This window comes from Paenibacillus sp. TSM33 (assembly GCF_056099025.1).
This window is the reverse complement of record NZ_JBLZXB010000017.1, coordinates 174,043-200,269: the sequence shown is the minus strand read 5'-3', so window position 1 is coordinate 200,269 and position 26,227 is coordinate 174,043. Positions and strand designations below refer to the sequence as shown.

At 45.5% G+C, this 26,227-nt stretch carries 27 protein-coding genes; 18 read left to right on the top strand and 9 right to left on the bottom strand.

What is annotated here, in order from left to right; genetic code table 11:
- Positions 1-111 precede the first annotated feature (111 nt).
- The 10 genes from ACN6NF_RS12745 to ACN6NF_RS12700 all read left to right on the top strand — a co-directional run bounded on the left by ACN6NF_RS12745 (position 112) and on the right by ACN6NF_RS12700 (position 10,613).
- Positions 112-408 (top strand): hypothetical protein, encoded by a 297-nt coding sequence (locus tag ACN6NF_RS12745; RefSeq protein WP_013371376.1) that lies wholly within the window; start codon positions 112-114, stop codon positions 406-408.
- 126 nt (positions 409-534) lie between these two features.
- Positions 535-1,338 carry an MBL fold metallo-hydrolase gene (locus ACN6NF_RS12740; RefSeq protein ID WP_474318043.1) on the top strand — a complete coding sequence of 268 codons (804 nt, stop codon included), beginning with the start codon at positions 535-537 and terminating at the stop codon, positions 1,336-1,338.
- A gap of 136 nt (positions 1,339-1,474) precedes the next feature.
- Positions 1,475-2,494 carry an aldose epimerase family protein gene (locus ACN6NF_RS12735; protein ID WP_474318042.1) on the top strand — a complete coding sequence of 340 codons (1,020 nt, stop codon included), beginning with the start codon at positions 1,475-1,477 and terminating at the stop codon, positions 2,492-2,494.
- 156 nt (positions 2,495-2,650) lie between these two features.
- Positions 2,651-3,361 carry a FadR/GntR family transcriptional regulator gene (locus tag ACN6NF_RS12730; RefSeq protein ID WP_474318041.1) on the top strand — a complete coding sequence of 237 codons (711 nt, stop codon included), beginning with the start codon at positions 2,651-2,653 and terminating at the stop codon, positions 3,359-3,361.
- A gap of 99 nt (positions 3,362-3,460) precedes the next feature.
- Complete coding sequence (locus tag ACN6NF_RS12725; RefSeq protein WP_474318040.1) at positions 3,461-5,005, top strand: 2-isopropylmalate synthase; 1,545 nt, start codon at positions 3,461-3,463, stop codon at positions 5,003-5,005.
- A 163-nt stretch (positions 5,006-5,168) separates the two neighbouring features.
- The gene (fumC, locus tag ACN6NF_RS12720) at positions 5,169-6,557 is read left to right on the top strand and encodes a class II fumarate hydratase (RefSeq protein ID WP_474318039.1); all 1,389 of its coding nucleotides are present in this window, start codon (positions 5,169-5,171) and stop codon (positions 6,555-6,557) included.
- 199 nt (positions 6,558-6,756) lie between these two features.
- Positions 6,757-8,223 (top strand): potassium/proton antiporter, encoded by a 1,467-nt coding sequence (locus ACN6NF_RS12715; RefSeq protein WP_474318038.1) that lies wholly within the window; start codon positions 6,757-6,759, stop codon positions 8,221-8,223.
- Positions 8,224-8,444: 221 nt separating this feature from the next.
- Positions 8,445-9,566 carry a phosphodiester glycosidase family protein gene (locus ACN6NF_RS12710; RefSeq protein WP_474318037.1) on the top strand — a complete coding sequence of 374 codons (1,122 nt, stop codon included), beginning with the start codon at positions 8,445-8,447 and terminating at the stop codon, positions 9,564-9,566.
- A gap of 41 nt (positions 9,567-9,607) precedes the next feature.
- On the top strand, positions 9,608-10,006 hold the full coding sequence (locus ACN6NF_RS12705) for a stalk domain-containing protein (protein WP_474318036.1): 399 nt from the start codon (positions 9,608-9,610) through the stop codon (positions 10,004-10,006).
- Positions 10,007-10,019: 13 nt separating this feature from the next.
- Positions 10,020-10,613: a hypothetical protein gene (locus tag ACN6NF_RS12700; RefSeq protein ID WP_474318035.1), complete on the top strand. Its 594-nt coding sequence runs from the start codon at positions 10,020-10,022 to the stop codon at positions 10,611-10,613.
- A gap of 117 nt (positions 10,614-10,730) precedes the next feature.
- Here the strand turns inward: ACN6NF_RS12700 and ACN6NF_RS12695 are convergent, their stop codons facing one another.
- A complete protein-coding gene (locus ACN6NF_RS12695) occupies positions 10,731-11,270 on the bottom strand; it encodes a helix-turn-helix domain-containing protein (RefSeq protein ID WP_474318034.1) in 540 nt (179 codons plus the stop codon).
- Positions 11,271-11,539: 269 nt separating this feature from the next.
- On the opposite strand from ACN6NF_RS12695, the gene ACN6NF_RS12690 reads away from it, so the two are divergent.
- Both ACN6NF_RS12690 and ACN6NF_RS12685 read left to right on the top strand, forming a co-directional pair.
- Entirely contained in the window at positions 11,540-11,953 is a 414-nt protein-coding gene (locus ACN6NF_RS12690; RefSeq protein ID WP_058830848.1) for a DoxX family protein, read from the top strand.
- 50 nt (positions 11,954-12,003) lie between these two features.
- On the top strand, positions 12,004-12,870 hold the full coding sequence (locus ACN6NF_RS12685) for a VOC family protein (protein WP_474318033.1): 867 nt from the start codon (positions 12,004-12,006) through the stop codon (positions 12,868-12,870).
- Between the two features lie 70 nt (positions 12,871-12,940).
- On the opposite strand, the gene glsA is transcribed toward ACN6NF_RS12685, so the two are convergent.
- Positions 12,941-13,879 (bottom strand): glutaminase A, encoded by a 939-nt coding sequence (gene glsA / locus ACN6NF_RS12680; protein WP_474318032.1) that lies wholly within the window; start codon positions 13,877-13,879, stop codon positions 12,941-12,943.
- 176 nt (positions 13,880-14,055) lie between these two features.
- Between glsA and ACN6NF_RS12675 the strand changes: the two genes are divergently transcribed.
- Positions 14,056-14,265: a hypothetical protein gene (locus ACN6NF_RS12675; protein WP_474318031.1), complete on the top strand. Its 210-nt coding sequence runs from the start codon at positions 14,056-14,058 to the stop codon at positions 14,263-14,265.
- 109 nt (positions 14,266-14,374) lie between these two features.
- Here the strand turns inward: ACN6NF_RS12675 and ACN6NF_RS12670 are convergent, their stop codons facing one another.
- Positions 14,375-14,695 carry a hypothetical protein gene (locus tag ACN6NF_RS12670; RefSeq protein WP_474318030.1) on the bottom strand — a complete coding sequence of 107 codons (321 nt, stop codon included), beginning with the start codon at positions 14,693-14,695 and terminating at the stop codon, positions 14,375-14,377.
- A gap of 291 nt (positions 14,696-14,986) precedes the next feature.
- Between ACN6NF_RS12670 and ACN6NF_RS12665 the strand changes: the two genes are divergently transcribed.
- The 5 genes from ACN6NF_RS12665 (at position 14,987) to katA (ending at position 19,708) form a co-directional block, all read left to right on the top strand.
- Positions 14,987-15,892, top strand: a complete 906-nt coding sequence (locus ACN6NF_RS12665; protein ID WP_474318029.1) for an NUDIX hydrolase — start codon at positions 14,987-14,989, stop codon at positions 15,890-15,892.
- A gap of 30 nt (positions 15,893-15,922) precedes the next feature.
- Positions 15,923-16,405 carry an NADAR family protein gene (locus tag ACN6NF_RS12660; RefSeq protein WP_016820795.1) on the top strand — a complete coding sequence of 161 codons (483 nt, stop codon included), beginning with the start codon at positions 15,923-15,925 and terminating at the stop codon, positions 16,403-16,405.
- A gap of 5 nt (positions 16,406-16,410) precedes the next feature.
- On the top strand, positions 16,411-17,310 hold the full coding sequence (locus ACN6NF_RS12655; protein WP_474318028.1) for a TIGR02452 family protein: 900 nt from the start codon (positions 16,411-16,413) through the stop codon (positions 17,308-17,310).
- 49 nt (positions 17,311-17,359) lie between these two features.
- Positions 17,360-17,962 (top strand): adenylyl-sulfate kinase, encoded by a 603-nt coding sequence (gene cysC / locus ACN6NF_RS12650; RefSeq protein ID WP_474318027.1) that lies wholly within the window; start codon positions 17,360-17,362, stop codon positions 17,960-17,962.
- A gap of 288 nt (positions 17,963-18,250) precedes the next feature.
- Positions 18,251-19,708 carry a catalase KatA gene (gene katA, locus ACN6NF_RS12645; RefSeq protein WP_474318026.1) on the top strand — a complete coding sequence of 486 codons (1,458 nt, stop codon included), beginning with the start codon at positions 18,251-18,253 and terminating at the stop codon, positions 19,706-19,708.
- 121 nt (positions 19,709-19,829) lie between these two features.
- On the opposite strand, the gene ACN6NF_RS12640 is transcribed toward katA, so the two are convergent.
- The 6 genes from ACN6NF_RS12640 to nikA are packed head-to-tail and all read right to left on the bottom strand — an operon-like array spanning position 19,830 to position 26,118.
- Complete coding sequence (locus ACN6NF_RS12640; protein WP_058830840.1) at positions 19,830-21,140, bottom strand: MATE family efflux transporter; 1,311 nt, start codon at positions 21,138-21,140, stop codon at positions 19,830-19,832.
- The gene (locus ACN6NF_RS12635) at positions 21,107-21,949 is read right to left on the bottom strand and encodes an ABC transporter ATP-binding protein (RefSeq protein ID WP_474318025.1); all 843 of its coding nucleotides are present in this window, start codon (positions 21,947-21,949) and stop codon (positions 21,107-21,109) included. Before ACN6NF_RS12635 ends, ACN6NF_RS12640 begins: the two co-directional genes overlap by 34 nt.
- Complete coding sequence (locus ACN6NF_RS12630; protein ID WP_474318024.1) at positions 21,942-22,778, bottom strand: ATP-binding cassette domain-containing protein; 837 nt, start codon at positions 22,776-22,778, stop codon at positions 21,942-21,944. The genes ACN6NF_RS12635 and ACN6NF_RS12630 overlap by 8 nt, the downstream gene beginning before the upstream one ends.
- Positions 22,779-22,785: 7 nt before the next feature.
- Positions 22,786-23,640, bottom strand: a complete 855-nt coding sequence (gene nikC, locus ACN6NF_RS12625) for a nickel transporter permease (protein WP_474318023.1) — start codon at positions 23,638-23,640, stop codon at positions 22,786-22,788.
- Complete coding sequence (gene nikB / locus ACN6NF_RS12620) at positions 23,637-24,581, bottom strand: nickel ABC transporter permease (protein ID WP_474318022.1); 945 nt, start codon at positions 24,579-24,581, stop codon at positions 23,637-23,639. Before nikB ends, nikC begins: the two co-directional genes overlap by 4 nt.
- 1 nt (position 24,582) lies before the next feature.
- Positions 24,583-26,118, bottom strand: a complete 1,536-nt coding sequence (gene nikA / locus ACN6NF_RS12615; RefSeq protein WP_474318021.1) for a nickel ABC transporter substrate-binding protein — start codon at positions 26,116-26,118, stop codon at positions 24,583-24,585.
- Positions 26,119-26,227: the final 109 nt, after the last annotated feature.

The window sequence follows — 26,227 nt, the reverse complement described above, 5'->3', positions numbered from 1 at the left end:
ACAGTTTTTTTGCAAATTCCACACATAGCTTATATATTGTACAATGTAACGAAAAGGTTCACAAATCAGTTTTGGTACTTTTTAGTGAAAAATGAAAGGGCGGATAAATAAATGACAGAGCAAAATTCTTCTCAGGAATTGAAAGAAGTACATATTCAGCAGGCACAAATGACAAGAGATGAGAACGGTGCCTATTTAGGCCAAGTGGTATTCGGAGTAGACGGACAGAGTTCTATATATGAAATCACCTTCCACAGTAAAAAGGGAAAGGAGTGGGATTATAGTCTCCATTTTGCAGGAGAGCCACGCTTGGAGGAAGAGATGCTACAGATGGATAGCTGGATTGAAGAGAACGATGATCTTTTCGACTATTTGCTGGATGCGGCATGGAGTAAATTACCCGAGTAATGTAAACATGGTCTATTTTCGTGACAAGCGGATTATATTTAGCAGTGTCCGCATAATCTGCTGACATGGGGGAAGCCTAAAGGTCGAGTATAACAGGAAATTCCATGTGAATAGGAGGGTGAAGCTTTGGCAAATCATCTGTTCACCGAAGGAATGACGGTAAATGAAGAGGCTGCTCCCGATCTCCTGAGCTTACGGACGCTGTTTGTAAATGTGTGTTTTATCGGAGAACCGGGAAGCCGATCCTGGGTGCTGGTGGATACGGGGATGGCAGGATTCACAGACTCGATTATACGCCTGGCTGAGGAAAGGTTTAAGGGTCCTCCGGTTGCTATTGTGCTTACTCACGGTCATTTTGACCATGTAGGCTCGGTTATTGAGTTGGTACAACATTGGGGTACACCTGTTTATGCACACCCTTTGGAATTACCTTATTTGACGGGAATGAAGGATTATCAGAAACCTGACCCTAGTGTGGGGGGAGGCTTGATGTCGGGAATTTCCTTCTTGTACCCCAATGATGCTATAGATCTCGATGATCGCATCACCTCCTTGCCCCAAGATGGCAGTGTCCCCGGCGCCCCAGGTTGGAAGTGGCTGCATACACCAGGACATACGCCTGGTCATGTATCGCTTTTTCATGAGCGGAGACGCTTAATGGTGGCTGGTGACGCTTTTATCACAGTAAAGCAGGAATCGGCCTTGGCTGTGCTTTTACAGGAAAAAGAAATCCACGGACCGCCTGCGTATTTTACAACAGATTGGCAAGCTGCACAGCGGTCAGTGAGGATGTTAGCCGGCTTAAAGCCTGCAATTGCAGTTACAGGGCATGGACATTTCATGCAAGGTAACGAGCTGACTGATCAGTTGGAACAGCTGGCTGGAAATTTTGAACACATGGCAGTACCCAAACAGGGACGTTATGTGTAATATGTGTGAAGGACGATGCCTTACGGGGCATCGTTTTTTTGTGTGGACGTGGAATTTTTTTGCTGGGCATGGTATAGTCAAGCCAAAAGCTAAACGCTTTCATTAAACATCGTCATTTCATCAAGGAGGATTTTTGATGACACAACAGCATACTGCAATTGGTGATCTTTATTATGGAATACCGGCGATTCGTCTTAAATTTGGACGATATGAAGCGGTTGCCCTGCCAGGAAATGGCGCAAATCTGATTTCTTTTCGTGACAATGAAACGGGATATTCTTTTCTACGTGAGCCGGATGCTGAGAGCATAGAGGCATTCAAGCAAAGCCCATCCGTTTACGGAATTCCTTTTCTGTTCCCTCCAAATCGGTATGAGGATGGAAAATTCCTGTGGAATGGTGTTACATATGAGCTGCCAATTAATGAAGAGGCTACCCATAACCATTTGCACGGCTTTTTACACACCGTTCGGTGGGAGGTTGAGGACTACGGTTCCGGGGAGCAAGGTAGTTATGTGGTAATGAATCAGCATGTAAGGGAAGGGCATCCCATGTTCCGTTATCTACCCTTCACCTTTACGATGAAGCTAACGTACAGCCTTGACGAATTTGGCTTGCATCAGCGTTATGTGATCCATAACGAGGGGGATCAGCCGATTCCCAACCTGTTTGCCTTTCACACAGCCATTCGGGTACCGTTTGTACCTGATAGCTCGCCTGAGGATTACAAGATTAAGGTTACGATCGGTGAGCGGCGTGAGCTGACAGATCGGTTATTGGCCACTGGACAGTTCCAACCATTATCACCGGAAGAGGAACTAATGAAGACAACAGGAGTTAGTCCTTATTTTGCCTCTATGGATAATCATTATACGGCGGCTCCGCAAAATGGACGTAACTACATGGAACTCACCCACAGTAAGACAGGTGCTACCCTTGTATACGATGTAGGCACTGCTTATAAGCACTGGATGATCTGGAACAACAAAGCGAGCCAGGAATTCATCTGTCCTGAACCGCAAATGAACATGATCAATGCACCGAATCGACCAGACTTGCCTGCGGAAGACATTGGGTTAATTGCACTGGCTCCGGGTCATATTTTTGAAACAACCAGCCGTCTGTATTGTGTTACTCCGAATAAAACGAAATCTTAATATGTTCTTTATCCGAATAAGCTTGCATCGTGGTGAACGGTGCAGGCTTTTTGGGCTGGTATGCTTACATTTAGAAGATCATAGGGTAGGAGAAGAGGAATTTAGGTTGCAGAAACGTAATATATCATAGTATGATACGAAACAGGAGATGATCAGATGAATTATGAAATGGTGCCTTTTCAAGCCGTCAAACGCAAGCAAATTGCTGATGAAGTGGCTGAGCAGCTGCAACGAAAAATTGCTGCTGGTGAATGGAACGTGGGCACTAGGATTCCAACCGAGCCCGAGCTTATGAAGCTATTTGGAGTCGGGCGATCTACAGTTCGTGAGGCGGTTAGCGTTCTGGTGCATGCCGGTCTATTAGAGAAAAAGCAAGGACACGGAACCTTTGTCTGCCAACCGACGACTTCTCAAGAACCATTGGATTACCGACTTAGCCGCGCTGAAATTATTGAGGTTTATGAAGTGCGGAGTGTGCTGGAACTGGAGATTGCCAGATTAGCTGCGTTACGTCGTAATGATGAAGACTTACGCTTGATGCGGGAGGCGCTGGACCGTCGAGCTGCGACATTGGCCGCTGGAGATATGGATGGGTACTTGGATGCGGATATCACTTTTCACTTGGCTGTTGCAGCAGCTACAGGCAATAAGGTGCTTACGGACGTATACCGCAGCTTTGTAGAGGCTATTCGCAAGGCGCTAAGCAATCTGATTACCGATCCGGCGATGCCAAATCATTTTACACTTCAGCATGAAAAAATTTATGAAGCGATTTTGGATCAGGATGGTAAGGCTGCAGAGCTATATAGTATTCAGCATTTGGACGGCACCAAGCTGGAGCTGCAAAAGCATATGGGAAGTTCCTAATTTTTTTAACCCTAAACATCAGATGATCAGATGAATGAAATGATGTATAAACCTTCTACTTTGAGCATCTCCTAAAATCAAACCAAAGGTGGTATCTGTATGCGCAAAATATGGGTGTTGGACACAACGTTAAGAGATGGAGAACAATCACCAGGAGTTAGCTTAACCAGCACAGAAAAGGTGGAAATCGCTCTTCAGCTTCAAAAATTAGGCGTAGATCGGATTGAAACTGGCTTTCCAGCAACCTCACCTGGTGAGATTATCAGCATGAAGGAAATTGCCAAACAGGTCACCCAAGCAACACTGGTTGGTTTTGCACGCTCGAAAGAGCAGGATATAGATGCGGTCAGAGAAGCTCTACGGGGAGCGGAGGACGCTTGTCTTCACTTGTTCCTGGCTACCTCACCTATTCATCGCCAGCATAAGCTACGAATGGATAAAGCGAAGGTATTAGAGACCGTTGCCGCTGCCATTCGTTATGGACGCAAGTATTTTAGCAAGGTAGAATTTTCGGCAGAGGATGCCAGTCGTACCGAGTTGGACTTTATTTGTGAAGTTGTAGATATGGCAATTCATGCTGGGGCGACCGTCGTCAACTTGCCGGATACGGTGGGATATGCCTCGCCAGATCAATTTGGAGAAATGTTTAGAATCGTAAAACAACAAGTACCAGGTATTGAAAAAATACAGCTTAGCACACACTGTCATGATGATCTTGGGATGGCAACAGCTAATACGCTGGCAGCTATCCGTAACGGTGTGGATCAATTTGAAGGTACCATTAATGGCATCGGTGAGCGAGCCGGAAATACACCTATCGAGGAGGTCGCACTGGCCCTTGACACGAGAACCGATCTCTATGGTGCACAAACGAGTCTGGTTTTGGAGGAACTGTATGCTACCAGCCGACTGGTAAGCAAACGTACTGGAATGTCGGTACCGGGGAACAAGGCTATTGTTGGGGCTAATGCATTTGCGCATGAGTCCGGTATACACCAGGACGGAATGCTGAAGGAGCGTACAACCTACGAGATCGTGTCGCCTGAGCGCATTGGTTTGAAGACCAGTAAACTTGTATTAGGCAAGCATTCGGGAAGTCATGCGTTTAAGGAAAAACTGGCGGACATGGGGTTTGATGTTTTGACAGAGGAACAGCTTCAAGATGCATTCCGCAAATTCAAAGCCTTGGCGGATAAGAAAAAACAGGTTTTGGATGAGGATTTGCTCGTCCTGATGGATGAAAGCCGCAATGCCTCACCTCAAATTTACACACTGAAATCCATTCAGGTGTCCTATGGTAATCAGTCGGTTCCAGTCGCCTCTATACGGCTGAATAATCAAGATGGCACATCAATTGATGAAGTTGCGATGGGTAATGGTTCTGTAGATGCGATTTTCCATGCGATTGACAAGGCTAGTGGTGAAGTGGTGGAGTTGGAGGATTACTCCATTCAGTCTGTAACGTATGGCAAAGATGCGTTGGGGGAAGTCCACGCTATTTTGAGGCAAGGTGAGCACACAGCACTGGGAAGAGGTACAAGTACAGATATTTTGGAAGCTAGCGCTAAAGCTTATATCGACGCGCTAAACAAGCTGCTGGGCAGAAAAGAAGTCCATGCCAAAAGAAACATCACCATTAGCTGAGGCTGGTATTCAAGCTCATTGCTGAATTTTTCTCTATCTCCTCTAACCTTATCGTAAAAAAGCGCTTGCAAAATATATGATAACATTTGAAATTTAATGTATAATAGGCAAAGAAGATCACCATATTTTGTCTGAATTACATAGGCCAAGAGGAGGAAATGAGTTGAACTACCGCATTGAAAAGGATACGTTGGGCGAAATCAAAGTACCGGCAGACCGTTTATGGGGAGCGCAAACACAGCGCAGCAAGGAAAATTTCCCGATTGGCTCGGAGAAAATGCCATTAGAGGTCATTCAGGCGTTCGCGGTACTCAAAAAGAGTGCGGCGATCAGCAATTATAAGTTGGGTAAGCTATCTCAGGAAAAACAGGATGCCATTATTTATGCAGCGGATGAAATTCTAGCTGGACGAGTCGATGACCATTTCCCATTGGTTGTATGGCAGACAGGGAGCGGTACGCAGTCCAATATGAATGTCAATGAAGTGATTGCTCATCTAGGCAGCCAATGGTTACAAGAACAGGGAAAAGAGGCGAAGCTGCATCCGAATGACGATGTGAATATGTCGCAAAGCTCAAATGATACATTTCCTACAGCGCTTCATGTAGCGGGTGTCATTGCTGTCGAGGAGCGTTTGTTGCCTGCCATTGATAAGCTGAAAGAGACTTTTCAACAGAAGTCAGAACAGTTCAAGGATATTATCAAAATTGGTCGAACCCATTTGCAGGATGCGACACCGCTTACACTGGGTCAGGAAATCAGCGGCTGGTATGCCATGCTGGACAAAAGCAAGCGAATGATCGTCGACATGGTTCAATATATGAAGGAGTTGGCGATTGGCGGAACAGCAGTGGGCACAGGAATTAATGCTCATCCAGAGTTTGGATCCCGGACCTCTGCGGAAATTTCCGGCTTCACTGGCAAAACGTTCACTTCTGCACCTAATAAATTTCATGCGCTGACCAGTCACGATGAAGTGGTGGCTGTACATGGAGCAATCAAAGCGCTAGCTGCGGACTTGATGAAAATTGCCAACGATGTTCGCTGGCTGGCTAGTGGTCCGCGGAGCGGCTTGGGGGAAATCACGATTCCTGCTAACGAGCCAGGGAGCTCCATTATGCCGGGTAAGGTAAATCCGACACAGAGTGAAGCATTGACGATGGTCGTTACACAAGTCATGGGTAATGATGCAGCTATCGGCTTTGCAGCAAGTCAAGGTAATTTTGAACTGAATGTGTTTAAGCCAGTAATCATATACAACTTTTTGCAATCTGTTCATCTGCTGGCCGATTCCATCATTGCTTTTAATGACAACTGTGCCGTTGGCATCGAGCCCGATCTCGCCAAGATTGAGCACAATTTGAATAATTCACTGATGTTGGTAACAGCATTGAATCCATATATCGGATATGAAAATGCCGCTAAAATCGCCAAACTTGCACATGCAGAGGGACTGTCTTTAAAGGAAGCAGCACTCCGTAGTGGACTGCTGACTGAAGAGCAATTCGACGAATATGTTGTACCTGCGCATATGATTCATCCTAAAGCCTAAAGCACAACGATTTTCGCAGCCTAACACCTATAAAAATGACAGACCAGCTTATGGAGTGCCAATTTAGCACAGACCATGAGCTGTTTTTTTTAATTTTCTCCTATTTTTTTTACCTAAGATTAGTATTCTGTGTGATTTGAGGGTATATAGTTAGAAGGCGAAAAAATGAACATTTATTTCTCAAGATAGGAGAAGCCGTATGGAACAGACAACCGTGATTAATTTGATTGTGCTTTTGCTGTCCGGCTTGCTGCTGGTCGGTGTGCTGACTACCAAGTTTTCCAGCCGTTTCGGTATGCCTGCGCTCGTTTTGTTTATTGCTGTAGGCATGGTGCTCAGTCAGTTTATTTATTTTGATAATGCCTTTATCACACAGCTGGTGGGCATTCTCGCGCTCATTGTAATCTTGTTTGAGGGCGGGATGCAGACAAAGTTTGCAGATATTAAGCCAGTAATTCGACCTGCGCTGTCATTATCAACGCTCGGGGTCATCATTACGACTGTAGTCATTGGCGTCTGTGCCAAGTTTATTTTAGGCGTAAGCTGGATGGAATCCATGCTGTTTGGCGCTATTGTCGGGTCGACGGATGCGGCAGCTGTGTTTTCCGTTTTAGGAGGTAAAAACATCAAAAAGCGAATTACCTCGACGCTTGAAGCGGAATCCGGAAGTAATGACCCGATGGCTGTATTTCTCACAGTAACCTTGATTGAGCTGATACATCACCCTGAGCAATCCATTTGGATACATATCTTGTTGTTTTTATGGGAAATGGGTTTTGGTTTAGCCGTTGGTTTTGTACTCGGACGCTTAGGTGTGTATGCGATTAATAAAATGAATTTTGATTCATCCGGTTTGTATCCTGTAATGGCACTGGCATTTGCGGTCTTGACGTATGCGGCGGCATCGTTACTGGAGGCAAGCGGATTGCTGGCTGTGTACGTCATGGCCATTGTATTGGGAAATTCCGACTTGACCTACAAGCGATCCATCATTCATTTTAACAATGGCTTCGCCTGGATGGTGCAAATTATGATGTTTGTCCTGCTCGGCCTGTTGGTCTTTCCCGATCAATTGCTGGGTATTGCGTGGCAAAGCTTGGCGCTATCCTTCATCCTCATGCTCGTGGCTCGTCCAATAGGCGTGTTCCTAAGCTTGCTTTTTTCCAGGTACTCTGTTCGCGAGAAGACACTGTTATCCTGGGCAGGACTGCGGGGAGCGGTACCCATTGTACTAGCAACTTATCCATTACTGGACGAAATGGATGTAGGACCTTTGTTTTTTAATGTCGTATTTTTCGTCGTGCTCACTTCTGCGGTTATTCAAGGTACCACGATCTCGTGGCTAGCAGTGAAGCTTGGCTTGATGGACCCTAACGAGACATCGTCGCCTTCACTGCTGGAATTAGTTTCTCTGGGAAAAACCACTTCGGAAATCAACCACATTCAGGTACAAAAGGGGATGTCGATAGCGGGCAAGGCGATTCAGGATATACAGCTGCCTGAAGACATCTTATTCACAGCCATTATTCGGAACGAGCAAATTATTGCCCCGAGAGGCACGACCGTGATTGAACCAGGCGATACTTTGTACGTGCTTAGTCCCAAACTCAAGCGACAGCAGATGAAAGAGCTGTTCATGTTGCTTGAACCGGAGGCTGCTCCGTAAATAGGATATCACCTCTATATTTACAGTCCTTCACATTTATGTGAAGGGCTTTTTGCTGTATTCTTGTTCAGAGTGGATGAATCTGTTAAAAAATTGACACTATCATTCTACAAAATTAGTTTATGATATTGTCGTTAGATGTCGCAGCCTATCGCTACTGATCATTTGATGGGCAATAGTGAAGAAATACGATAGAAGTCACCAAACAGGAGAGATGATGTATGAAACCGGAAGTCTTGCCACAGCGTGCAGCAGCTCGCAGGCAGAAAAATAAGAAAAAGAAACGAAAAGGAAGATTTGGTCGCTTTATGATGCGACTTTTTATTGTATTCCTGTTGGCGGGAATCGGGGGTGGTGCATGGCTGTTTTTAACCCCATCTGGCAAGGACATGCGCTATTTGGCTGCGGACACGCTGATAACGACTCAGCACCGTCACTGGGCGAAATATTTTATCGGTGAAGCAGAGGCGAAGAAGCGCGTGGCTGAATATTCGGCCCGGTTCAAAGAAATGGGTGAGGAAAAGGATAGACATACAATCAATCTGCCTGATCTGGTACCTACTAAAGTACAACAAACGCCGTTGGTTGAAGTGGAAGAGGTGTCGGGACGTAACTATCATGGCTATGTTATGACGGTGCATGACCCTACTAAAATTAGGCTCGGGGTCCCTGCTAAAGTCGGCCGGGGAGAACATGTATCTAGCATGGTCGAGCGTTTGGGGGCCGTTGCTGGTGTAAATGGCGGTGGATTCGCTGATCCCAACTGGAACGGGAATGGCTTTAAACCGATTGGTGTTGTCATTTCTCAGGGCCAAATATACTACAACGATATGGGTAAAAATGCCTCTGTTCAAATCGTAGGTATTGATAAACAGGGAAAAATGATAGCCGGTCACTATTCGTTGTCCGAGTTGTCCAAAATGAATGTGCAAGAAGCGGTTACTTTCCAACCACGCCTAATTGTGAATGGAAAAGGTCTGATTCGCAATGCAAGTGAGGGATGGGGCATTGCTCCCCGTACCGCGATGGGACAGAGAGCAGACGGGGCAATCCTTTTCGTAACCGTCGACGGTCGCCAGCCTGGGTACAGCATAGGTGCCAACTTGTATGATATGCAAAATATTTTACTTAAGCATGGAGCGGTTATCGGTGCTAATCTGGATGGAGGTTCATCAACGGTGCTCGTCAAGGATAACACCATTGTCAACAAGCCTTCCTCTGAATACGGAGAACGATATTTGCCGACTGCGTTTCTCGTATTTGAGCATCCAGAGACCGTCAGCATTCCGAACATATGGGCAGGGATGAGACCTGGAGACATTGATGCAGCCAAAAAGAGATAGAGCCGGAATAAACAAGTCTATTAAGTGAACGGAGACTCATCATGAAGCTAGATCGAACAGGATTTCAACGATTGTTCGTCGCCTTGTTGATGCTACCATTACTCTTGACAACATTGCACCAAGGAGAAGCCAAAGCGGCTGAACAGGGAACCACAGCACCTCAATCAACACAGTTAACAGATATTGTTATAGCCGGTCAACCTTTAAACAACAAGACCAAATCTCTATTGATTGACGGTAAGCTCATGGTACCGCTTAAACCTTTCGCTGAAGCTGTGGGTGCAAGCTACCATTGGGATGCTAAAAAAAAGCAGGTCACGCTGCAAAAGTGGGCAGAACCCTTAGTTCTTAAGGAGCGATTCCCTAAGAACAAGCAGCAGCTTACCTTTGAGGTTGTAGGTAAAGACGTTTATGTGCCTCTTAGAGAATCTATCGCTTGATTTAGGTTACACGTTGGAGAAGACAAATACACAGATTCAGATCCAGCCACCGATTTACGGTAAACTAAAAGAACAAATATATGAGGGAGATCTCGTGGCAGCACGTGAAGCGTTAATCCACTTACAAAGACGTTCTGTCCATCCTTATATAGAAGCACACCGTCCTAACACTGAGTTGCTGTCCAGTGTCTATATGTTCCCCCAAGGCGAAGCATTGCGGTATTTTACAGTGAACGGGGATGTGCTGAGTCTGGTTGAAGTGAAGGACGGTTTTCCGATTGTTACCTATGAAGGGTATGTGGGAGCTCCCTTTGATAAAACCTTTACGATGGAATACGATCCACTGGAGCTGTTTTTGGCCAATAAAGCCAAAGATCAGTGGGGAACCTATCCGAAATTAAATAAGCCGCTGATCTACGAGTATACTACAGGATGGGGGGACAGCAGCTCTACTTATTATGGGCGTATTACTACAGATAAAAAAGAAGAGCTGTTGGGTACGACGGGTGATCCGGTAAGCGGACTCCCAGCCAATGCCAAGCAGATCATGAAAACCTTCAAGCTGCCGTGGGAATCGCGTACAGATGCCCAGCAGGCGATTGAATAAGATGAGTTAAACAGCTACTACAAAAAAGCGTGTATCGTTGAAGTTAATGTAACTTCCCCGGTACACGCTTTTTGCAATGAAATGGGTAATTGATATTGTGATATACTCAAATCTTGTTTAGGCGTCATTTTCTGCTTCGAGAAACACGGAGATCAGAATACGCGCGTTGTTTTCTCCTATATTTTTGGCATAGTGGGGGATGGCTGCTCTCCAGCTAAAGGAATCTCCTGCTTCCAGAGTAGCTGAATCCTCACCTTGCTCTACGTATACCGTACCCTCCAAAATAAAATGAATCTCATCCCCTGCATGGGCATGTTCTTCTTCAGTGGATGAGCCTGGCGGCATGTCCACCAACATCATTTTGACGTTACCCTGACCACCTAAATGATCGACCTGGAGCTTGTTTTTACCATACAACGTTTTACGGCGCTCATCTTTGCGAATCACTTGCATTCGTTCCTCTTCTTTAAGAAGCAGAAAAGCGAGAGGTACGTTCAGCGCATTAGCGATGCTGTCCAATGTAGCGATGGAAGGGGAGGTTTTATTATTTTCTACTTGACTCATAAACCCTTGAGATAGACCGGTTCGTTCGCATATTTGCTGGATGGATAAATTTTTACGTTTACGAGCGGCGCGAATGTTGCATCCTATACCCATTGAGCGTTCCTCCTTTTAGAAAATATAATGTATACTAATTTATTATTCATCATACCAAATAACTTGTTGACAGACTATAGTTTCTTGTGCTAAATTCACATTACAAAATAATTATTACTATTACTAATAATTTGAGTTTGATTCACCGTTATGTGTTGTAGTATAGATTCGGACGTTAATATTTTTTTAACCAAATTATTAGTAATATAAATTAATTATTCATATACGCTTGTATGAGTGTAATAAACAAACAGAATGGAGAGATAAACATGAGTTCAGCAAGCAGAAATGTTTCTACAATTATGCGGGTGGCGCTCGGAATTTTGTTTTTGGTACATGGAATTGCTAAATTCCAAATGGGGTTGGGTAATGTTGCAGGCTGGTTTTCCAGCATTGGCGTCCCAGGATTTTTAGGTTATGTCGTTGCGGTGATTGAATTGGTCGGCGGGATTGCATTAATTCTTGGATTGCTTACTCGCTATGTATCCGGACTTTTAGTTATTGTATTGATCGGTGCCATTTTCACAGCCAAATTGTCCGGCGGGTTGATGGGGAATGGTCAAGGCGCTGGCTATGAGCTGGATATTGCTTTTATTCTGGTAGCTCTTCATCTCGTGTTTGCACCGACAACTCGCTTGTCTCTAGATTCTTTATTCAGCCGTCGTGGATCAACAGAACAATAAATTTCGTTTCAGCCTTAGTCCTCCAATCCATGTAGAAAGAGGGAAATCTCATGACAGCACATATTCATGACAACACTAAAATAGGGCAGGTTTCATTAAAAGTTAGTAACTTGGAGCGTTCTATTCATTTTTACACTGAGGTCGTTGGTTTAAAGCTTCTGCGTCAAACAGCGGATACCGCTGAATTGACTGTTGACGGAAAGCATACGCTACTGATCCTTAACCATATTGAAAATGCAGTTATTCTGCCGCGCCAGTCCGCAGCCGGATTGTATCACTTTGCTATTCTCCTGCCGAACCGTGTAGCTCTGGGTCTGTCTTTGCGTAATCTGCTGGCTCATGAGATTGAAATCGGACAGGGAGACCATGATGTAAGTGAAGCACTATACATCCACGATCCCGATAATAACGGGATTGAAATCTATGCGGATCGTCCTCGGGATCAGTGGAAAAAAGATGCAGATGGATTTTACATGATGGGAACAGACCCTGTGGATGCAGAAGACCTGATTGCCATTTCTGAAAATTTACCTTGGCAGGGACTGCCGCAGGGAACGGTAATTGGGCACGTTCACTTCCATGTATCTAATTTGCTCACTGCACAGCAATTTTATCGCGATGTGCTTGGCTTTGACATTACATGCCGATATGGATCTTCAGCCTTGTTCGTTTCCGCAGGTGGTTACCACCACCATATGGGCTTGAATATATGGGCAGGAGAAGGAGCACCACCAGCTCCCGAGGAGGCTGCTGGATTGGATTATTTTGAATTGATTGTTCCAAACCAACAAGAATTGGATGCCATTACTGCTCGTTTGACTGCGGCAGGTTATGGATTGCAAGAACGTGATGGGGCCCTGTATGTGGCCGACCCGTTCCGCATTCAAATCAAACTGGTTCGTGGTCAAACTAATTAACATAGCAGGATCATAAAAGAAAAGGGTATTCCTATAGGCCGTACAGGCTAGGAATACCCTTTTTTATATACTAAAACAAGCTCCAATCCAAATCCCGGGACATTGTCTCCAGCAAGTGTACACCCGCTGTACTGTTGCCCATACGATTCAATGAAGGCCCCACTAGCCCGATGCCGTATCGTCCGGGTACCATCGTCATTATACTGCCAGATACGCCGCTTTTGGCAGGGAGTCCGACTTGAATGGCAAATTCACCAGAGGCGTCATACATACCGCATGTTGTCATAAATGTTTTGGCGATCTGTACATAGCGACGGGGGATCAAAGGTATACCTGTGATCGGATCACGGCCGTTGTAGGCTAGTATGAGTCCCATACGTGCTAAATCTGTACAGTTTAATTTGACAGCACAATGTCTGAAATAGACGTCAAGCACATCCTCCACATGACCTCTTAAAATCCCCTTTTCCATTAGAAAATAAGCAAGGGAACGGTTCAAATGGCCTGTGGCTGATTCTGAATCGTAGACATCCTGATCATATTCCAATGTGTTATTATGAGTAAGCAGACGGAAAAATTGAAGAACACGGGCAAATCTCTCTTCTGGACTGTTTCCGCGAATCAGAGAGGAGACCGCGATTGCTCCGGCATTAATCAGTGGGTTAAATGGAATCCCCGGCTCGACTAGTTCTAACTTTAGCATGGAATTAAAACGGTCTCCGGTAGGCTCCATACCTACCTTAGAGAAGACAACGTCCTCTCCATTATCCATCAAGGCCAGAATGAGCGTAAATACCTTTGAGATGCTTTGCATCGTAAATTGGATTTCCGTATCTCCGGCTACCACGGTCTCACCCGCACCGTTCATGACCACAATACCCAGCGCGTCGGCCGGGGCCTTGGACAGTTCGGGAATATAAGCTGCTACCTTGCCATGAATATACTCATGACGGCTTTGTTCTACCCATTCCGGCAGTTTGGTCTGTAGTCTCTGCCACTCCGATGTCATTTCTTTTCCTCCAGTCGAGTAACCAATCTGTGGTATTTATTGTAGAGCAAGAAGTAGCTATATACTTATTTTAAAGAAATTATCAGTCGAAAAACAAGCTCTGATGTCATTTCTTTTTTTCCAGTTAAATCCCCAACCTATTGTAATATCCGGATTATGGCTGACAGGAGAAGGAGATGAAGTTGAGCATGTTACACGGTATGTTAGCGGATTACCCACGGGAGAAAACGATTCATCAGTTGTTTGAGGAGCAGGTTGAGCGCACACCGGACCACTTACATGATAAAAAGCTGTACTATATCGATACCGAACTTTATGTCAATAACTCAAAATCGTTTTTGAGCAGTCTACAGGAACTGCAAACAGATGATCTTTGGTACAAGTAAAGTGAAAGAGATCAAACAAAAACTGCCGACAGGATCGGCAGTTTAGTTTAAAGACCTTCTGATGGTTCAATTGGATTCATCAGAAGGTTATTTTGCTATGTACTTGAAATCAATAGTAGCTGCTGGAATTCAATGAGCTTATGATAGCAGGCAATAGAGCAACAGCCATAATGATATAGATCACAATTACAATAGCAGCCCATAGCAGGCCTGCCTTAGCGTAGTTCGCTTTGCTCGGATTTGTCGAGCCGCTAAAAGCCCACACAAACAGCATAACAAGTCCAACTACCGGTATAGCCATCAGGAGTAAACTAATCATCCACTCCTTGAATGAAACAGGTGGCGGGTAAACAGGTGCTGGTCTGGATGGTGCTCCTTGTTGATTGTATTGCGGGTTAAACGGGTTAGACGGGTTAGACGGGTTAGACAATTGGATCTTCTCCTTACGTGTTTAGTATGTTGTGTTTCCTATATTGTCCAAAACATCATACATGATATGACAATAAGCAACAAGTAAAATTCAGTAAACAGTCTAATAGTACTACCACATGACCAAATATAGGTCTATGCACCCTATTGACGAAGCGCTAATTATATATTAATGTATTGATATTAACATTTTGTTTTTATCAAATGATTTAAATTAAAATTTACATAGAGTATTTGTTGCTTTTGAAGCAAAAGCGATGATGCCCCAAATATGAGCAGGTAGGTGACACAAGTGACAGATAGATCGAAATACAACGACAGTGGCTTGACGGAGGAGCAATTTTTGGCCCTTTATGATCCGAATCAATATGAGCGTCCATCTGTAACGGTAGATATGCTGCTATTTACTGTAATGGATCAGCTCCAGCAGAATTACCGTAAGCTGCCGGAGAAGACACTTCAGCTTCTATTGATCCAAAGAGGAGAGCACCCTTTTATAGGACAATGGGCGTTGCCTGGTGGTTTTGTAGGTATGAATGAAAGCCTCGAAGAAGCTGCACGACGCGAGCTTAAAACCGAAACCAACGTGGATCAGATTTATATGGAGCAGCTATATACTTGGGGAGATGTGGCACGTGATCCGCGTATGCGGGTGATCAGCTGCGCTTATATGGCTTTAGTCGATCATGAATCCTTGGAGGTACAGGCAGGAGATGATGCCGCAGATGCTCAATGGTTTGAGCTGGATTACAGTGTGGCTCAGGAAACGCGGACGAATCAACAGGAAGGTTATACGTGGGAGCAAAACATTGACATTACATTGAAGCATGCGGACATCCTTCTGTCAGCCAAAGTGAAAGTAACTGAAATTCTTAAGGGGAAAACCATAGAAATCAAGCGAGAAGTGCTGGAGTCACAGGGAATTGCTTTTGATCATGCCCAAATTATTGCGTACGGTATTGAGCGTCTACGCAGCAAAATTGAATACACAGATATTGCGTTTCACCTGATGCCAGCTTTGTTTACACTGAGCGAACTCCAACAGGTATATGAAATTATTTTAGGTAAAGAGCTGTTGGCCGCGGCTTTTCGTCGTAAAATAGCAGATCTCGTGGAAGAAACCAATGAATACAGGAAGGCGGCCGGACATCGTCCGTCCAAGTTATACCGATTTAAGCCACGGTCACGTTTTATATAGCATAAAATGAAGAAGAAATGAGGATTAGTCATGGAGAAGTTTACATTTTTTTATCGCAGTCATTCACCATTTTCACAATGGTACCCTTGTGAATTTGTCGTGGATGGATTGGAGTTTAACTGTGCTGAGCAATATATGATGCTGAAAAAAGCGCAGCTTTTCGGAGATGAAGAGGCGGCCCTGAAAATTATGCAAGCCCCTACCCCGAGGGAGCAAAAAGCCCGTGGTCGCAGTGTGCGCGGATTTGACCAATCCTTATGGGAAGCAAATTGCCAGCAATTCGTGTATGACGGAAATTATGCCAAGTTCACCCAAAATACGAATTTGCTCAAGCACCTGCTTAAAACGAAGGGAACTACTTTGGTTGAGGCTAGTCCGACGGATACCATTTGGGGCGTAGGTTTAGCTGAAAATGATGCTCGTATACGGCACCGGAAGCTATGGCGGGGTACGAACTGGCTGGGGGAAATATTGACGAATTTACGTGAGGATCTATTGCAAAAGGAGGATTAGTCACCATGAAAAACACAATGAATTCCCGAAGTAAGCGGGATGCCAGGTCACATATGGCGCATGAAACACTGTCCATTTTAGAGAATGGGCATTACACCAATATCAAACAGGTACAAGTAAATATAGCAAAAGAGGTAGGGAATGCGGTCACAGGCTCAAAGTTATATAGACCTTCTCAACTGGTAGCTGTAAAGCAAGAGGCAGAGCAAAGAATAAAAAGTATATTGGGAGCTTCCTCCCATGTAGGCGAACAGGCGATCATTGAAAAGATGGAAGTTACGGGAGAAAGTACGTTGCAGGCCGTACATAGACTCCAGGTCGAGGAGAAGCAGGAACACGTAGCGTGTTTGAATTTTGCATCAGCCAAAAACCCAGGGGGCGGATTCCTCGGAGGCAGCCAGGCTCAAGAGGAAAGCTTAGCTCGTTCGTCAGCGCTGTATCCTTGCATTTCACAAATGGAGGAAATGTACCAACATAATCGGAAGCTGCGTAGCTGTTTTTATTCAGATTATATGATTTATTCTCCTCAAGTTCCTGTATTTCGGGATGATCAGGGAACATTGCTGGAAGAGCCGTATCTAGTCGATTTCCTGACCGCACCTGCTGTGAATGCTGGAGTCGTGCATGAACGGGAGCCAGAGCAGGTCAATCGGATTGGAGAAGTTATGTTGGAGCGCATTCGTTACATTTTGGGAATGGCCATGCAAAACGCTGTAGAACATCTTGTGCTTGGTGCTTATGGTTGTGGAGTATTTCGCAATAAGCCGGAAGAGGTAGCCAGTTGGTTTAAGCAAGTACTTGTAACTGAAGGATATGGATTCCTGTTTGAACGGGTTGTCTTTGCGGTATTGGACCACAAAGCAGAGCAGCGTACTTTAAACAGTTTTAAAAATGCTCTATCCTGATGTTAGAGACATATTAAACATTAATACTGATGAAATAGGAGAGTGCTGAATGAACCCATCTTCCAACATTACCTGGCATGTAGCAGAAGTGGATAAGCAAGCTCGACAGCTTCTGAACGGACATAAGAGTCCGGTGCTTTGGTTTACGGGGCTGTCTGGCTCGGGAAAGTCAACGGTATCCTCCACACTCGAAAAAGCGTTATATGCAAGAGGTATACGTACATTTATTTTGGATGGGGATAATGTTCGGCATGGTTTGAATCGCAATTTGGGTTTCCTGCCCGCTGACCGCAAAGAAAATATTCGTCGTATAGCCGAAGTGTCCAAGCTAATGGCCCATGCGGGTGTTCTAACGATTTGCGCCACCATTTCGCCTTATCGTGAGGATCGTGAAATGGTAAAGGACATTTTACAGCAGGAGGGCTGCTACGAGATTTATATCCAATGCAGTCTAGAGGAATGTGAACGTCGTGATCCAAAAGGAATGTACAAGAAAGCACGAGCTGGAGAAATTCAGCATTTTACGGGGATTGATGCTCCATATGAAGCACCGCTGGAACCTGATTTAATCGTATCCACTGAAGGCCGAGAGGTAAGTCAGTCGGTACAGGATATTCTGGATTTTCTCGATAGAAAGCAGCTCCTATTATGATTTTATGATGAATTCCATATGAATATTGTCTGAAAGTCTCTATGACAATACTTCAACAAGTATCAAAGTAATCATCACAGAAAGTAAAAATTGGAGCCCATTTATTTGTAAATAAATACAGCACTACATGATTGCAAGCCTTATAGGGCTTGCTTTTTTATTTGTGATTTTAAACTAATTCTAAATCCTAAATTATAATTATTACAAAAAAGTATTGATTTTTGTTTGTGCACAATTTATAGTGAAAGGCACATGGTCAACCAATTCAATCAAGAGGTGATTTCAATCATGAGTAACCAACCAACGAACCTGACTACAAGCTGGGGCGCTCCTGTTGGAGATAATCAGAATTCGATCACAGCGGGCTCACGTGGCCCCGCATTAATTCAGGATGTGCATCTGCTGGAGAAACTGGCGCATTTTAACCGGGAGCGTGTGCCGGAACGCGTTGTTCATGCTAAAGGTGCCGGGGCGCACGGATATTTTGAAGTCACTAATGATTTGTCTTCATATACAAAAGCAAGCTTCTTGTCCGAAGTGGGCAAGCGTACACCGATGTTTATCCGTTTTTCTACTGTGGCAGGTGAGTTAGGCTCGTCCGATACTGTACGTGATCCACGTGGATTTGCGGTAAAGTTTTATACAGAAGAAGGAAACTATGATCTCGTGGGCAATAATACGCCTGTTTTCTTTATTCGAGATGCCATTAAATTTCCTGACTTTATTCATACGCAAAAACGTCATCCCCAAACGCATCTAAAAAACCCGAATGCGGTCTGGGATTTCTGGTCCCTATCTCCTGAATCACTGCATCAGGTAAGTATCCTGATGTCTGACCGAGGTATTCCCGCTACACTTAGACATATGCATGGTTTTGGCAGCCACACATTCAAGTGGGTAAACGCCCAGGGACAGGCCGTATGGGTGAAATATCATTTTAAAACAGAACAAGGTATACAAAATCTTGATGTGGATTTAGCTGCGAAAATTGCCGGTGAAAACCCGGATTATCATATACAAGATTTGTTTAATGCGATTAAAAAGGGCGATTTCCCGGCATGGAAACTTTATGTGCAGATTATGCCTATAGAAGATGCGGATACGTACCGTTTTGATCCATTCGATGTGACCAAAGTATGGTCTCAAAAGGATTACCCGCTGATCGAGGTAGGACGCATGGTGCTGAATCGCAATCCTGAGAACTACTTTGCTGAGGTAGAGCAGGCGACATTTTCACCGGGTTCATTTGTTCCTGGTATTGAGGCATCCCCGGATAAGATGCTGCAAGGACGCCTGTTTGCCTATGGTGACGCACACCGCTACCGTGTAGGTGCAAACCATAATGCGTTGCCCATCAATCGGCCGCATGCGGAAGTACACAACTACCAACGCGATGGTGCATTACGCAGTGACAGTAATGGCGGGGGATCTGTCTATTATGAGCCTAATAGTCTCGGTGGGCCGAAAGAATCACCAGCTCACAAAATTGCTCCTTTTGAAGTGTCTGGCGAGGCACAAAGTGTAGCCTATGATCATCACGATCACTACACACAACCAGGGGACCTGTACCGCTTGCTGAGTGAAGAGGAGCGCTCACGCCTGGTCCGAAACATCGTAAATGCGATGAAGCCTGTAGAAAGTGATGAAATCAAACTGCGTCAGATCGGTCATTTCTATAAAGCTGATCCTGAATACGGACGTCGTGTAGCGGATGGTCTAGGCTTGACCGTTCCACAAGGCGAGTAGAAGGATTGGTATACTCCTAACCTGAAAGCTGTATGAATAAATAATAAAAGGATGTCCCCACACCACGTACATGGTGGATGGGACATCCTTTGTTTTTGAGATCGATGTAAAGCAGGTGCTGCTAAATCCTCTTCAACCGAGGCAAATAGATCACCAGAAACAGTGACCGTCCTAGGGCAAAGATGATAAAGGATAACCAAAGTCCATGATTCCCAAAATGTGGAACGCACCAGAAGAGAGCGATCAAAAAGCAGACCAGTGAAATCAGCATCGAATTACGGATCGGATACGTTACCGTCATCCCTGTAAATACACCATAGAATACCAGTCCCAGCCCGGCTGCTAGGGGAAAGACCACCAGCCACCCATTGTAAGGAGTTGTCAGGCTAATCACTGTAGCGTTCCCCGTAAATAGCGAGATCAGCGGCTCTTTCAGTGCAAGGTACAATCCTCCCGTCACTACACCGGTAACCAGTGTCCAAAACCAGGACAAATGAATAACTCTTTGCAGCATTTTACGATCTCCGGCACCACGAGCCTGACCCGTCATGATGCTACTGGCGTTGGCGAACCCATCAAAAAAGTAAGCCATAATGTAATGGATCTGCAACAAAATAGCATTTGCCGCCAACTGATCGGTGCCAAAGCTCGCACTGCGCGCCGTAAACAGATTAAACATCGTCAACAGGCAGGCTGTACGAATCATGAGATCAAGGTTCGTCGCCATGACACTTTTCAACTCTGAGGCACCGAACCATTCTCGCCAATTCCTCTGTCCACTGCGCTTCCATTCTCTCCAAATCGGTGAACGGAACACCAGTGCAAGACCCAATACACATGCAAGAGCTTCTGCAATCAGAGTAGCGCTTGCGACCCCAGTGACATTCCAATGCATGATCTGTGTAAATACAAGAGCTAATAGCATATTGATTACATTCATTGATATTTGTAAAAATAATGTAGCTTTCACGCGGGACAATCCCATCAGCCATCCGAGCAGCACATAGTTCACCAATGTAAGGGGTGCTCCCCAAATGCGGATGTTAAAATAAATTGCAGCTTGCTCTGCCACATCCTGAGCTGGACGGATAAGCTGGAGAGAAGCTAGCAGGATGGGCTTTTGCAAGACAATAAATACTGCACTGATGAGTAGAGCTATAGCCAGTGGGCGCATGAGAGCAGCTATGCCTTGGTCGTTATTTTGTGCACCTGCGGCTTGTGCTGTGAAAGCTGACGTACTGACTCGCAGAAAGCCAAACAGCCAATATAAAGTATTGAAAATAAGAGTACCGACTGCCACGCCGCCTAAATAGGCAGACTGGCTCAAATGACCGATTACTGCTGTATCCACCGCACCGAGTAGCGGGGTAGTAATCGTCGAAATAATTAAAGGGATTGCTAAAGCAAGATAGGCTCGGTGGGAAGGCAGCATGTTGAAAAAACCTCCAGTAATGATTGTGTATAGGGATGCCGATCCGAATGAAATAATGCTTCCTTGGAAAAATGCTCAAGCACACGGCCTTCTTTCATAACCATGATTCGATCACTCATAAAGTGCACAGCCGCCAGATCATGCGAGATAAACAGATAAGCCAGTCCAAACTCATCCTGCAAATCCTTGAGCAGATTTAAAACGGTGGCTTGTGTGGTCACATCCAAACTTGCAGTCGGCTCGTCCAATACGATAAATTCCGGTTCTGTACTAATGGCGCGTGCAATGGTTACACGCTGCTTTTCCCCACCGCTGAGCTGATGTGGAAACTTATCCAGGTAGCTTGCCGGAAGCTTTACCATACCTAGCAGTTGTTCTGCTATATTCCAACGTCCAGAGGGCATCCCCGCCATAAAGGAAGGAACATAGCATTTGAGCTGATCCAATGGCTCCAGCAGGGATTGCAAAATGGTTAGTCTGGGGTTCAAAGCTGCGGATGGATGTTGAAATACCGCCCCCAGTCTGCTGCGAATCCGTTTTAATTCACTTCGCTTTAATCCTCGAATGGACTGTCCATCCAGTCTAAGCTCACCTTGATCAAACGGGTCTAATGTTAAAATACAGCGAGCGAGTGTGCTTTTCCCACTGCCGCTTTCTCCGACAACACCCAGACATTCTCCGGGCAAGATCGATAGAGCAACATCGTGCAGCACAGTTTTGCCCCCAGTGTAAGCCTTCGTCAACCCGGAGACGGTAACAACAGGGTAGGGGCTGTCTTGCCACTGAGCGCAGGCGCCTTGATTATTCATGTAATATGCTCCTTTCCGGTGCAAGCTGTTCATCGGTGCTGTTGCATGGCAAACGTGAAGGAGCGTCTGGAGACAGCGGGGGAATAGCCGCCAGTAAGCGACGCGTATATGGATGGGCTGGATGGTCCAGCACCGCTTGCGTTTGACCAGCTTCAAGCAAAACACCTGTACGCATTACTGCAATTCGATCCGCATACTTCCGTACATGCCGTAGATCGTGAGTGATCCACAAGACGGAAATCCCCGTTTCCATCCGGATTTGGTCAATGAGCTGGAGTACTCGGCGTGCAGTGAGCGTATCCAGCGCAGTTGTTGGCTCGTCGGCAATGAGCAGCTTTGGCTCTAGAAGCAGTGCAGCTGCAATAGCTGCTCGCTGCAATTGACCGCCGCTGAGCTCGAATGGATAGCTGCGGTACACACGTTCGGCGGGAAGCTGTACGTGCTCAAGCACCTCGATACAACGCTGTTTACGCGCTTTACGGTCTTGCTTGCCGTGAGCACATATCAGCTCGTCGAGTTGGCTGCCTACACGTAAAAAAGGTGTAAAAGCCCCGTGATAATCTTGAAAAATGTAAGATATTTCACTGCCAAGCAAGGAACGTCTTTGTTTAACAGGTAGGGCAAGCAAATTCTCGTCATTCCACATGATGATTCCTTCAGCGCTAACAGAAGCGGGGAGGAGACCGCCAATAGCGAACGCAGTCATGCTTTTACCGCTGCCGCTTTCGCCTGCCAGAGCACACCATTCTCCTGGATGAATGGCAAGTTCCAGTTGTTCTACAATCGTTTTTGCTTTTGTCCGAATCGTTAAGCCTTCAATAGTCAGCATGTATAGTTCACTCCTCTGACCGGGTTCTAACATCATATCGGTCGCGGAGCTTGTCTCCAAACACGTTCGCCAGTAGCACGGTGAGTACGACAGCTATGCCGGGACCAAGCATTAAATGGGGTGCCATTTGAAAATATGCACGCCCTTCATTCAACATCGTGCCCCATTCGGGAATGGGCGGCTGAGGACCTAAGCCCAAAAAAGATAGAGAGGCGATCATTAAAATGATTTTGCCGATATCCAGCGTAGCCAGTACCAGTACATTCCCAATGGCATGGGGCAGAATATGCCGCATGACAATTCGCAGGGAGGAGGTACCCGCGAGTATGGATAACGAAATGTAATCCTTTTGCTTTTCAGCCAGAACGGTACTGCGCACCAGTCGGGCATAACCAACCCATTTTACTGCAGACACCGCAAATATAAGATTCCCTAAGCCTGGTCCGAGCAGGCCGCTTAGTACAATGGCAAAAATATAATCAGGCAAAGTCATGAAGGCATCGACCACACGTTGGAATACACGATCCATCCAGCCTCCAATAAATCCTGATAGCAGACCGAGGGGAACCCCGACAACCAGTGAAACGATCAAAATCAACAAACTGGTTCCGACTGTCGTCCGTAGTCCTGCTATGACCCTGGACAGCACATCTCTACCCAAATGATCGGTTCCCAGCCAGTGCATTGCACTGATCGGTTGAAGTCGACTCCCCATCTGGATATGATACGGATCTTGTGGAGCTAGGAAGGGTATGACTGTAATGGCTGTAAGAATGAACAGGATGGAGAGTGATCCAATCCATGCTTTGGACAATCGTGCCCTGGTGAACGGCCTGTTTTCCGCATGTACGGATTTTATCATGATAAACGTTTCTCCTTCAAAGCAATTTCAGGATTGACCCAACGGTAGGACAGTTCTACCAAGATATTGAGACATATAATGAATATGGCCATAAAAATTGTATAGCCCTGTATAATGGGATAGTCTCTCGCGGCAATTGCATCCACAATCCATTTGCCAAGCCCCGGATAGGCGAACAGCACTTCGATTACCACCGTACCTCCCAGTAGGCTGCCTATGCTCTCACTGAATACCGTAATAAGTGGAACTAAGCTGTGACGGAACATGTGTCTGAAAAAAATGCGAACCGGACTGATTCCACGGGCTTGAGCCGCTTTGATAAAATCCTGTCCCGAGCTTTCAATCAGACTTGCACGAATCATTCGTACATAAACAGCCGCCATTGCCAATCCGAGGGTAAGAGAAGGGAGGACTAAATGAAAAACGGTTCCATCCCCCATAGACGGCAAAATACGCAATTTAACTGCAAACCATTCGATAAACAAAAGCCCCAACCAAAAGCTGGGAATTGAGGAGCCAATTAAGGCAAACACACGACTGGCACTGTCAATCCAGCGGTTACGGTACAGTGCGGACATTGTGCCCAACGGGAGAGCTATCAGCAGCATAATGAACAGAGAGCCTCCAGTCAGGAGGAGTGTATAAGGCAGCTTTTCTATAAACTCTGTCAAGACTGGACGATGGGTTAGATAAGATTGTCCAAAATCCAACTGTAGCAACTGAACCAACCACTTACCATATTGCACAGGTAATGGTTGATCCAGCCCCAGTTGGCTGCGCATATCCGCAATTTGCTGATTGGATACAGCTACATCATCTACTCGGAGAATGCTCCGAACGGGATCGCCCGGAACAAGCTTAAGCAGACAGAAGCTCACAAAGGAAAGAATAAGAAAGAACAATATAAGCGTCAGAGACTTTTTGGCAATAGATTGAAGCATGCTAGTTCACATCCAAGTCCTGGGTCAACAGATAGTATTCACTTTGGCTGGTTACCCAGTTATGTACGTAATTACGATAGGCCACTACGTTGTTTGGATGAACTAGAAAGGATTGCAGATTTTCTTGATCAATCAGCGTGACAGCCTGCAGCGCCAGCTTGTTGCGCTGCTCCTCATTTACGGTTGTGTTCAGCTGCGTAATCATACGCTCGAGTTCTGGTACATGCACACGACCGTAATTCAATGCTCCCTCCGGCATATAGGCCGCATTCAGGAAATAGCTTGCATCGCCCCGCGGGGCTGTAATGTTACTGTAAGTCGCCAAATCCCAATCCTGATGAGCAGCCAGATATTCATCAATATTATCAACCTGACGGATATCAATCGTGATGCCAAGCTCCTTAGCGTTAGCCTGAATCAGCTGTGAAATGAGTGGAAGCTCCGCTCTCGACTGGTAGGTTAACAATGTAAGATGAAGGGAGGCGCCGTCAGGATTCGTAACTTTTCCGTTCTGCACTGTATATCCAGCCTCTTTGAAGCCTTCTCGTGCCGCATTCAGATCAAACTTTTTCATAATATATTCCGGTGAAAAAGGAAAATCCGGCAAGAACGGACCTTGCGCAGGGGTTCCCTGACCAGACATGATACCGCTCGCAATCTCATCCCGGTTGATCAGATTATCAAATGCTTTGCGCACAGCTGTTTTTTTCAGATCATGATTGTTCATATTGTAAATAAGTTGGTGCGTCCGCAGGCTAGGAAGTGAGTCAACTTTAACGGTAGAATCAGCTTTCAAGAGCTCCAGACTTTCAACGGGCGGACGATACACAATATCGGCCGTCTTAGCTTGAAAAGCAAGCTGACGTGCATTGGCGTCTTCGTTAAACATGAATTTGGCATGTTTCAATTTTACTTCACCGTTCCAATAGTCCTCGTTGCGATCCAGATTCAGTTCACTTCCGGCACGGAAACTAACAACTTTGAACGGCCCCGTTCCTGATGGGAAGTCACCTGCGGCTGTGGTGTCCATAATTGCGGTATTCGGATGAACCAGCTCAGATACAAATTCTGGGAAGGGCTTGTCCGTCGTAATGCTCAAGATCTGCCCTTCTGCATGAATATCACGGATATGTAGCGCATTTTTAACCGATGGATTGAGCTTTAGTGCTCTTTTCAAAGAGGCTTTGACAGCTGCGGCATCTACGGCTTTACCGCTATGGAATTTCACGCCTGGTCGGATGCTAAAGGTCCAGTGCTGCTCGTCCTTACTGTCCCATTTTTCTGCAAGCCAAGCTTCCAGCTTGAGATCCTTATTCACTTTGATCAGTGTTTCATTTACTCCAGCACGAACGGCTGTGTAATTTATATCTGCATGAGGATCAATAGAAGGGCTTTGCACGTTGAACAATAAGGTGACACTTTTATCTTGTGGTGCCGTAGAGGATGTGGATGAAGATGATGGAGATGTAGCACAGGCTGTCATCATCACCGCCATGACCGCAGGGATAAATAGTTTGAAATATGAACGTTTAAACAACAGGGAACCTCCTTAATAGTAATCGTAATTTTTACGCTTTACTCCGTGAGTCATATCGTAACCAAATGAGGAGGATTTGTAAATATGTAATTATATGAATACCTATCTA

What these genes read in the sequence shown, in the direction of transcription:
- ACN6NF_RS12745 (WP_013371376.1), top strand. Translation starts at nt 112, where the DNA reads ATGACAGAGCAAAATTCTTCTCAGGAATTGAAAGAAGTACATATTCAG.
- ACN6NF_RS12735 (WP_474318042.1), top strand. Translation starts at nt 1,475, where the DNA reads ATGACACAACAGCATACTGCAATTGGTGATCTTTATTATGGAATACCG.
- ACN6NF_RS12730 (WP_474318041.1), top strand. Translation starts at nt 2,651, where the DNA reads ATGAATTATGAAATGGTGCCTTTTCAAGCCGTCAAACGCAAGCAAATT.
- ACN6NF_RS12725 (WP_474318040.1), top strand. Translation starts at nt 3,461, where the DNA reads ATGCGCAAAATATGGGTGTTGGACACAACGTTAAGAGATGGAGAACAA.
- ACN6NF_RS12715 (WP_474318038.1), top strand. Translation starts at nt 6,757, where the DNA reads ATGGAACAGACAACCGTGATTAATTTGATTGTGCTTTTGCTGTCCGGC.
- ACN6NF_RS12710 (WP_474318037.1), top strand. Translation starts at nt 8,445, where the DNA reads ATGAAACCGGAAGTCTTGCCACAGCGTGCAGCAGCTCGCAGGCAGAAA.
- ACN6NF_RS12705 (WP_474318036.1), top strand. Translation starts at nt 9,608, where the DNA reads ATGAAGCTAGATCGAACAGGATTTCAACGATTGTTCGTCGCCTTGTTG.
- ACN6NF_RS12695 (WP_474318034.1), bottom strand. Translation starts at nt 11,270, where the DNA reads ATGGGTATAGGATGCAACATTCGCGCCGCTCGTAAACGTAAAAATTTA.
- ACN6NF_RS12690 (WP_058830848.1), top strand. Translation starts at nt 11,540, where the DNA reads ATGAGTTCAGCAAGCAGAAATGTTTCTACAATTATGCGGGTGGCGCTC.
- ACN6NF_RS12685 (WP_474318033.1), top strand. Translation starts at nt 12,004, where the DNA reads ATGACAGCACATATTCATGACAACACTAAAATAGGGCAGGTTTCATTA.
- glsA (WP_474318032.1), bottom strand. Translation starts at nt 13,879, where the DNA reads ATGACATCGGAGTGGCAGAGACTACAGACCAAACTGCCGGAATGGGTA.
- ACN6NF_RS12675 (WP_474318031.1), top strand. Translation starts at nt 14,056, where the DNA reads ATGAAGTTGAGCATGTTACACGGTATGTTAGCGGATTACCCACGGGAG.
- ACN6NF_RS12660 (WP_016820795.1), top strand. Translation starts at nt 15,923, where the DNA reads ATGGAGAAGTTTACATTTTTTTATCGCAGTCATTCACCATTTTCACAA.
- ACN6NF_RS12655 (WP_474318028.1), top strand. Translation starts at nt 16,411, where the DNA reads ATGAAAAACACAATGAATTCCCGAAGTAAGCGGGATGCCAGGTCACAT.
- cysC (WP_474318027.1), top strand. Translation starts at nt 17,360, where the DNA reads ATGAACCCATCTTCCAACATTACCTGGCATGTAGCAGAAGTGGATAAG.
- katA (WP_474318026.1), top strand. Translation starts at nt 18,251, where the DNA reads ATGAGTAACCAACCAACGAACCTGACTACAAGCTGGGGCGCTCCTGTT.
- ACN6NF_RS12640 (WP_058830840.1), bottom strand. Translation starts at nt 21,140, where the DNA reads ATGCTGCCTTCCCACCGAGCCTATCTTGCTTTAGCAATCCCTTTAATT.
- ACN6NF_RS12635 (WP_474318025.1), bottom strand. Translation starts at nt 21,949, where the DNA reads ATGAATAATCAAGGCGCCTGCGCTCAGTGGCAAGACAGCCCCTACCCT.
- ACN6NF_RS12630 (WP_474318024.1), bottom strand. Translation starts at nt 22,778, where the DNA reads ATGCTGACTATTGAAGGCTTAACGATTCGGACAAAAGCAAAAACGATT.
- nikC (WP_474318023.1), bottom strand. Translation starts at nt 23,640, where the DNA reads ATGATAAAATCCGTACATGCGGAAAACAGGCCGTTCACCAGGGCACGA.
- nikB (WP_474318022.1), bottom strand. Translation starts at nt 24,581, where the DNA reads ATGCTTCAATCTATTGCCAAAAAGTCTCTGACGCTTATATTGTTCTTT.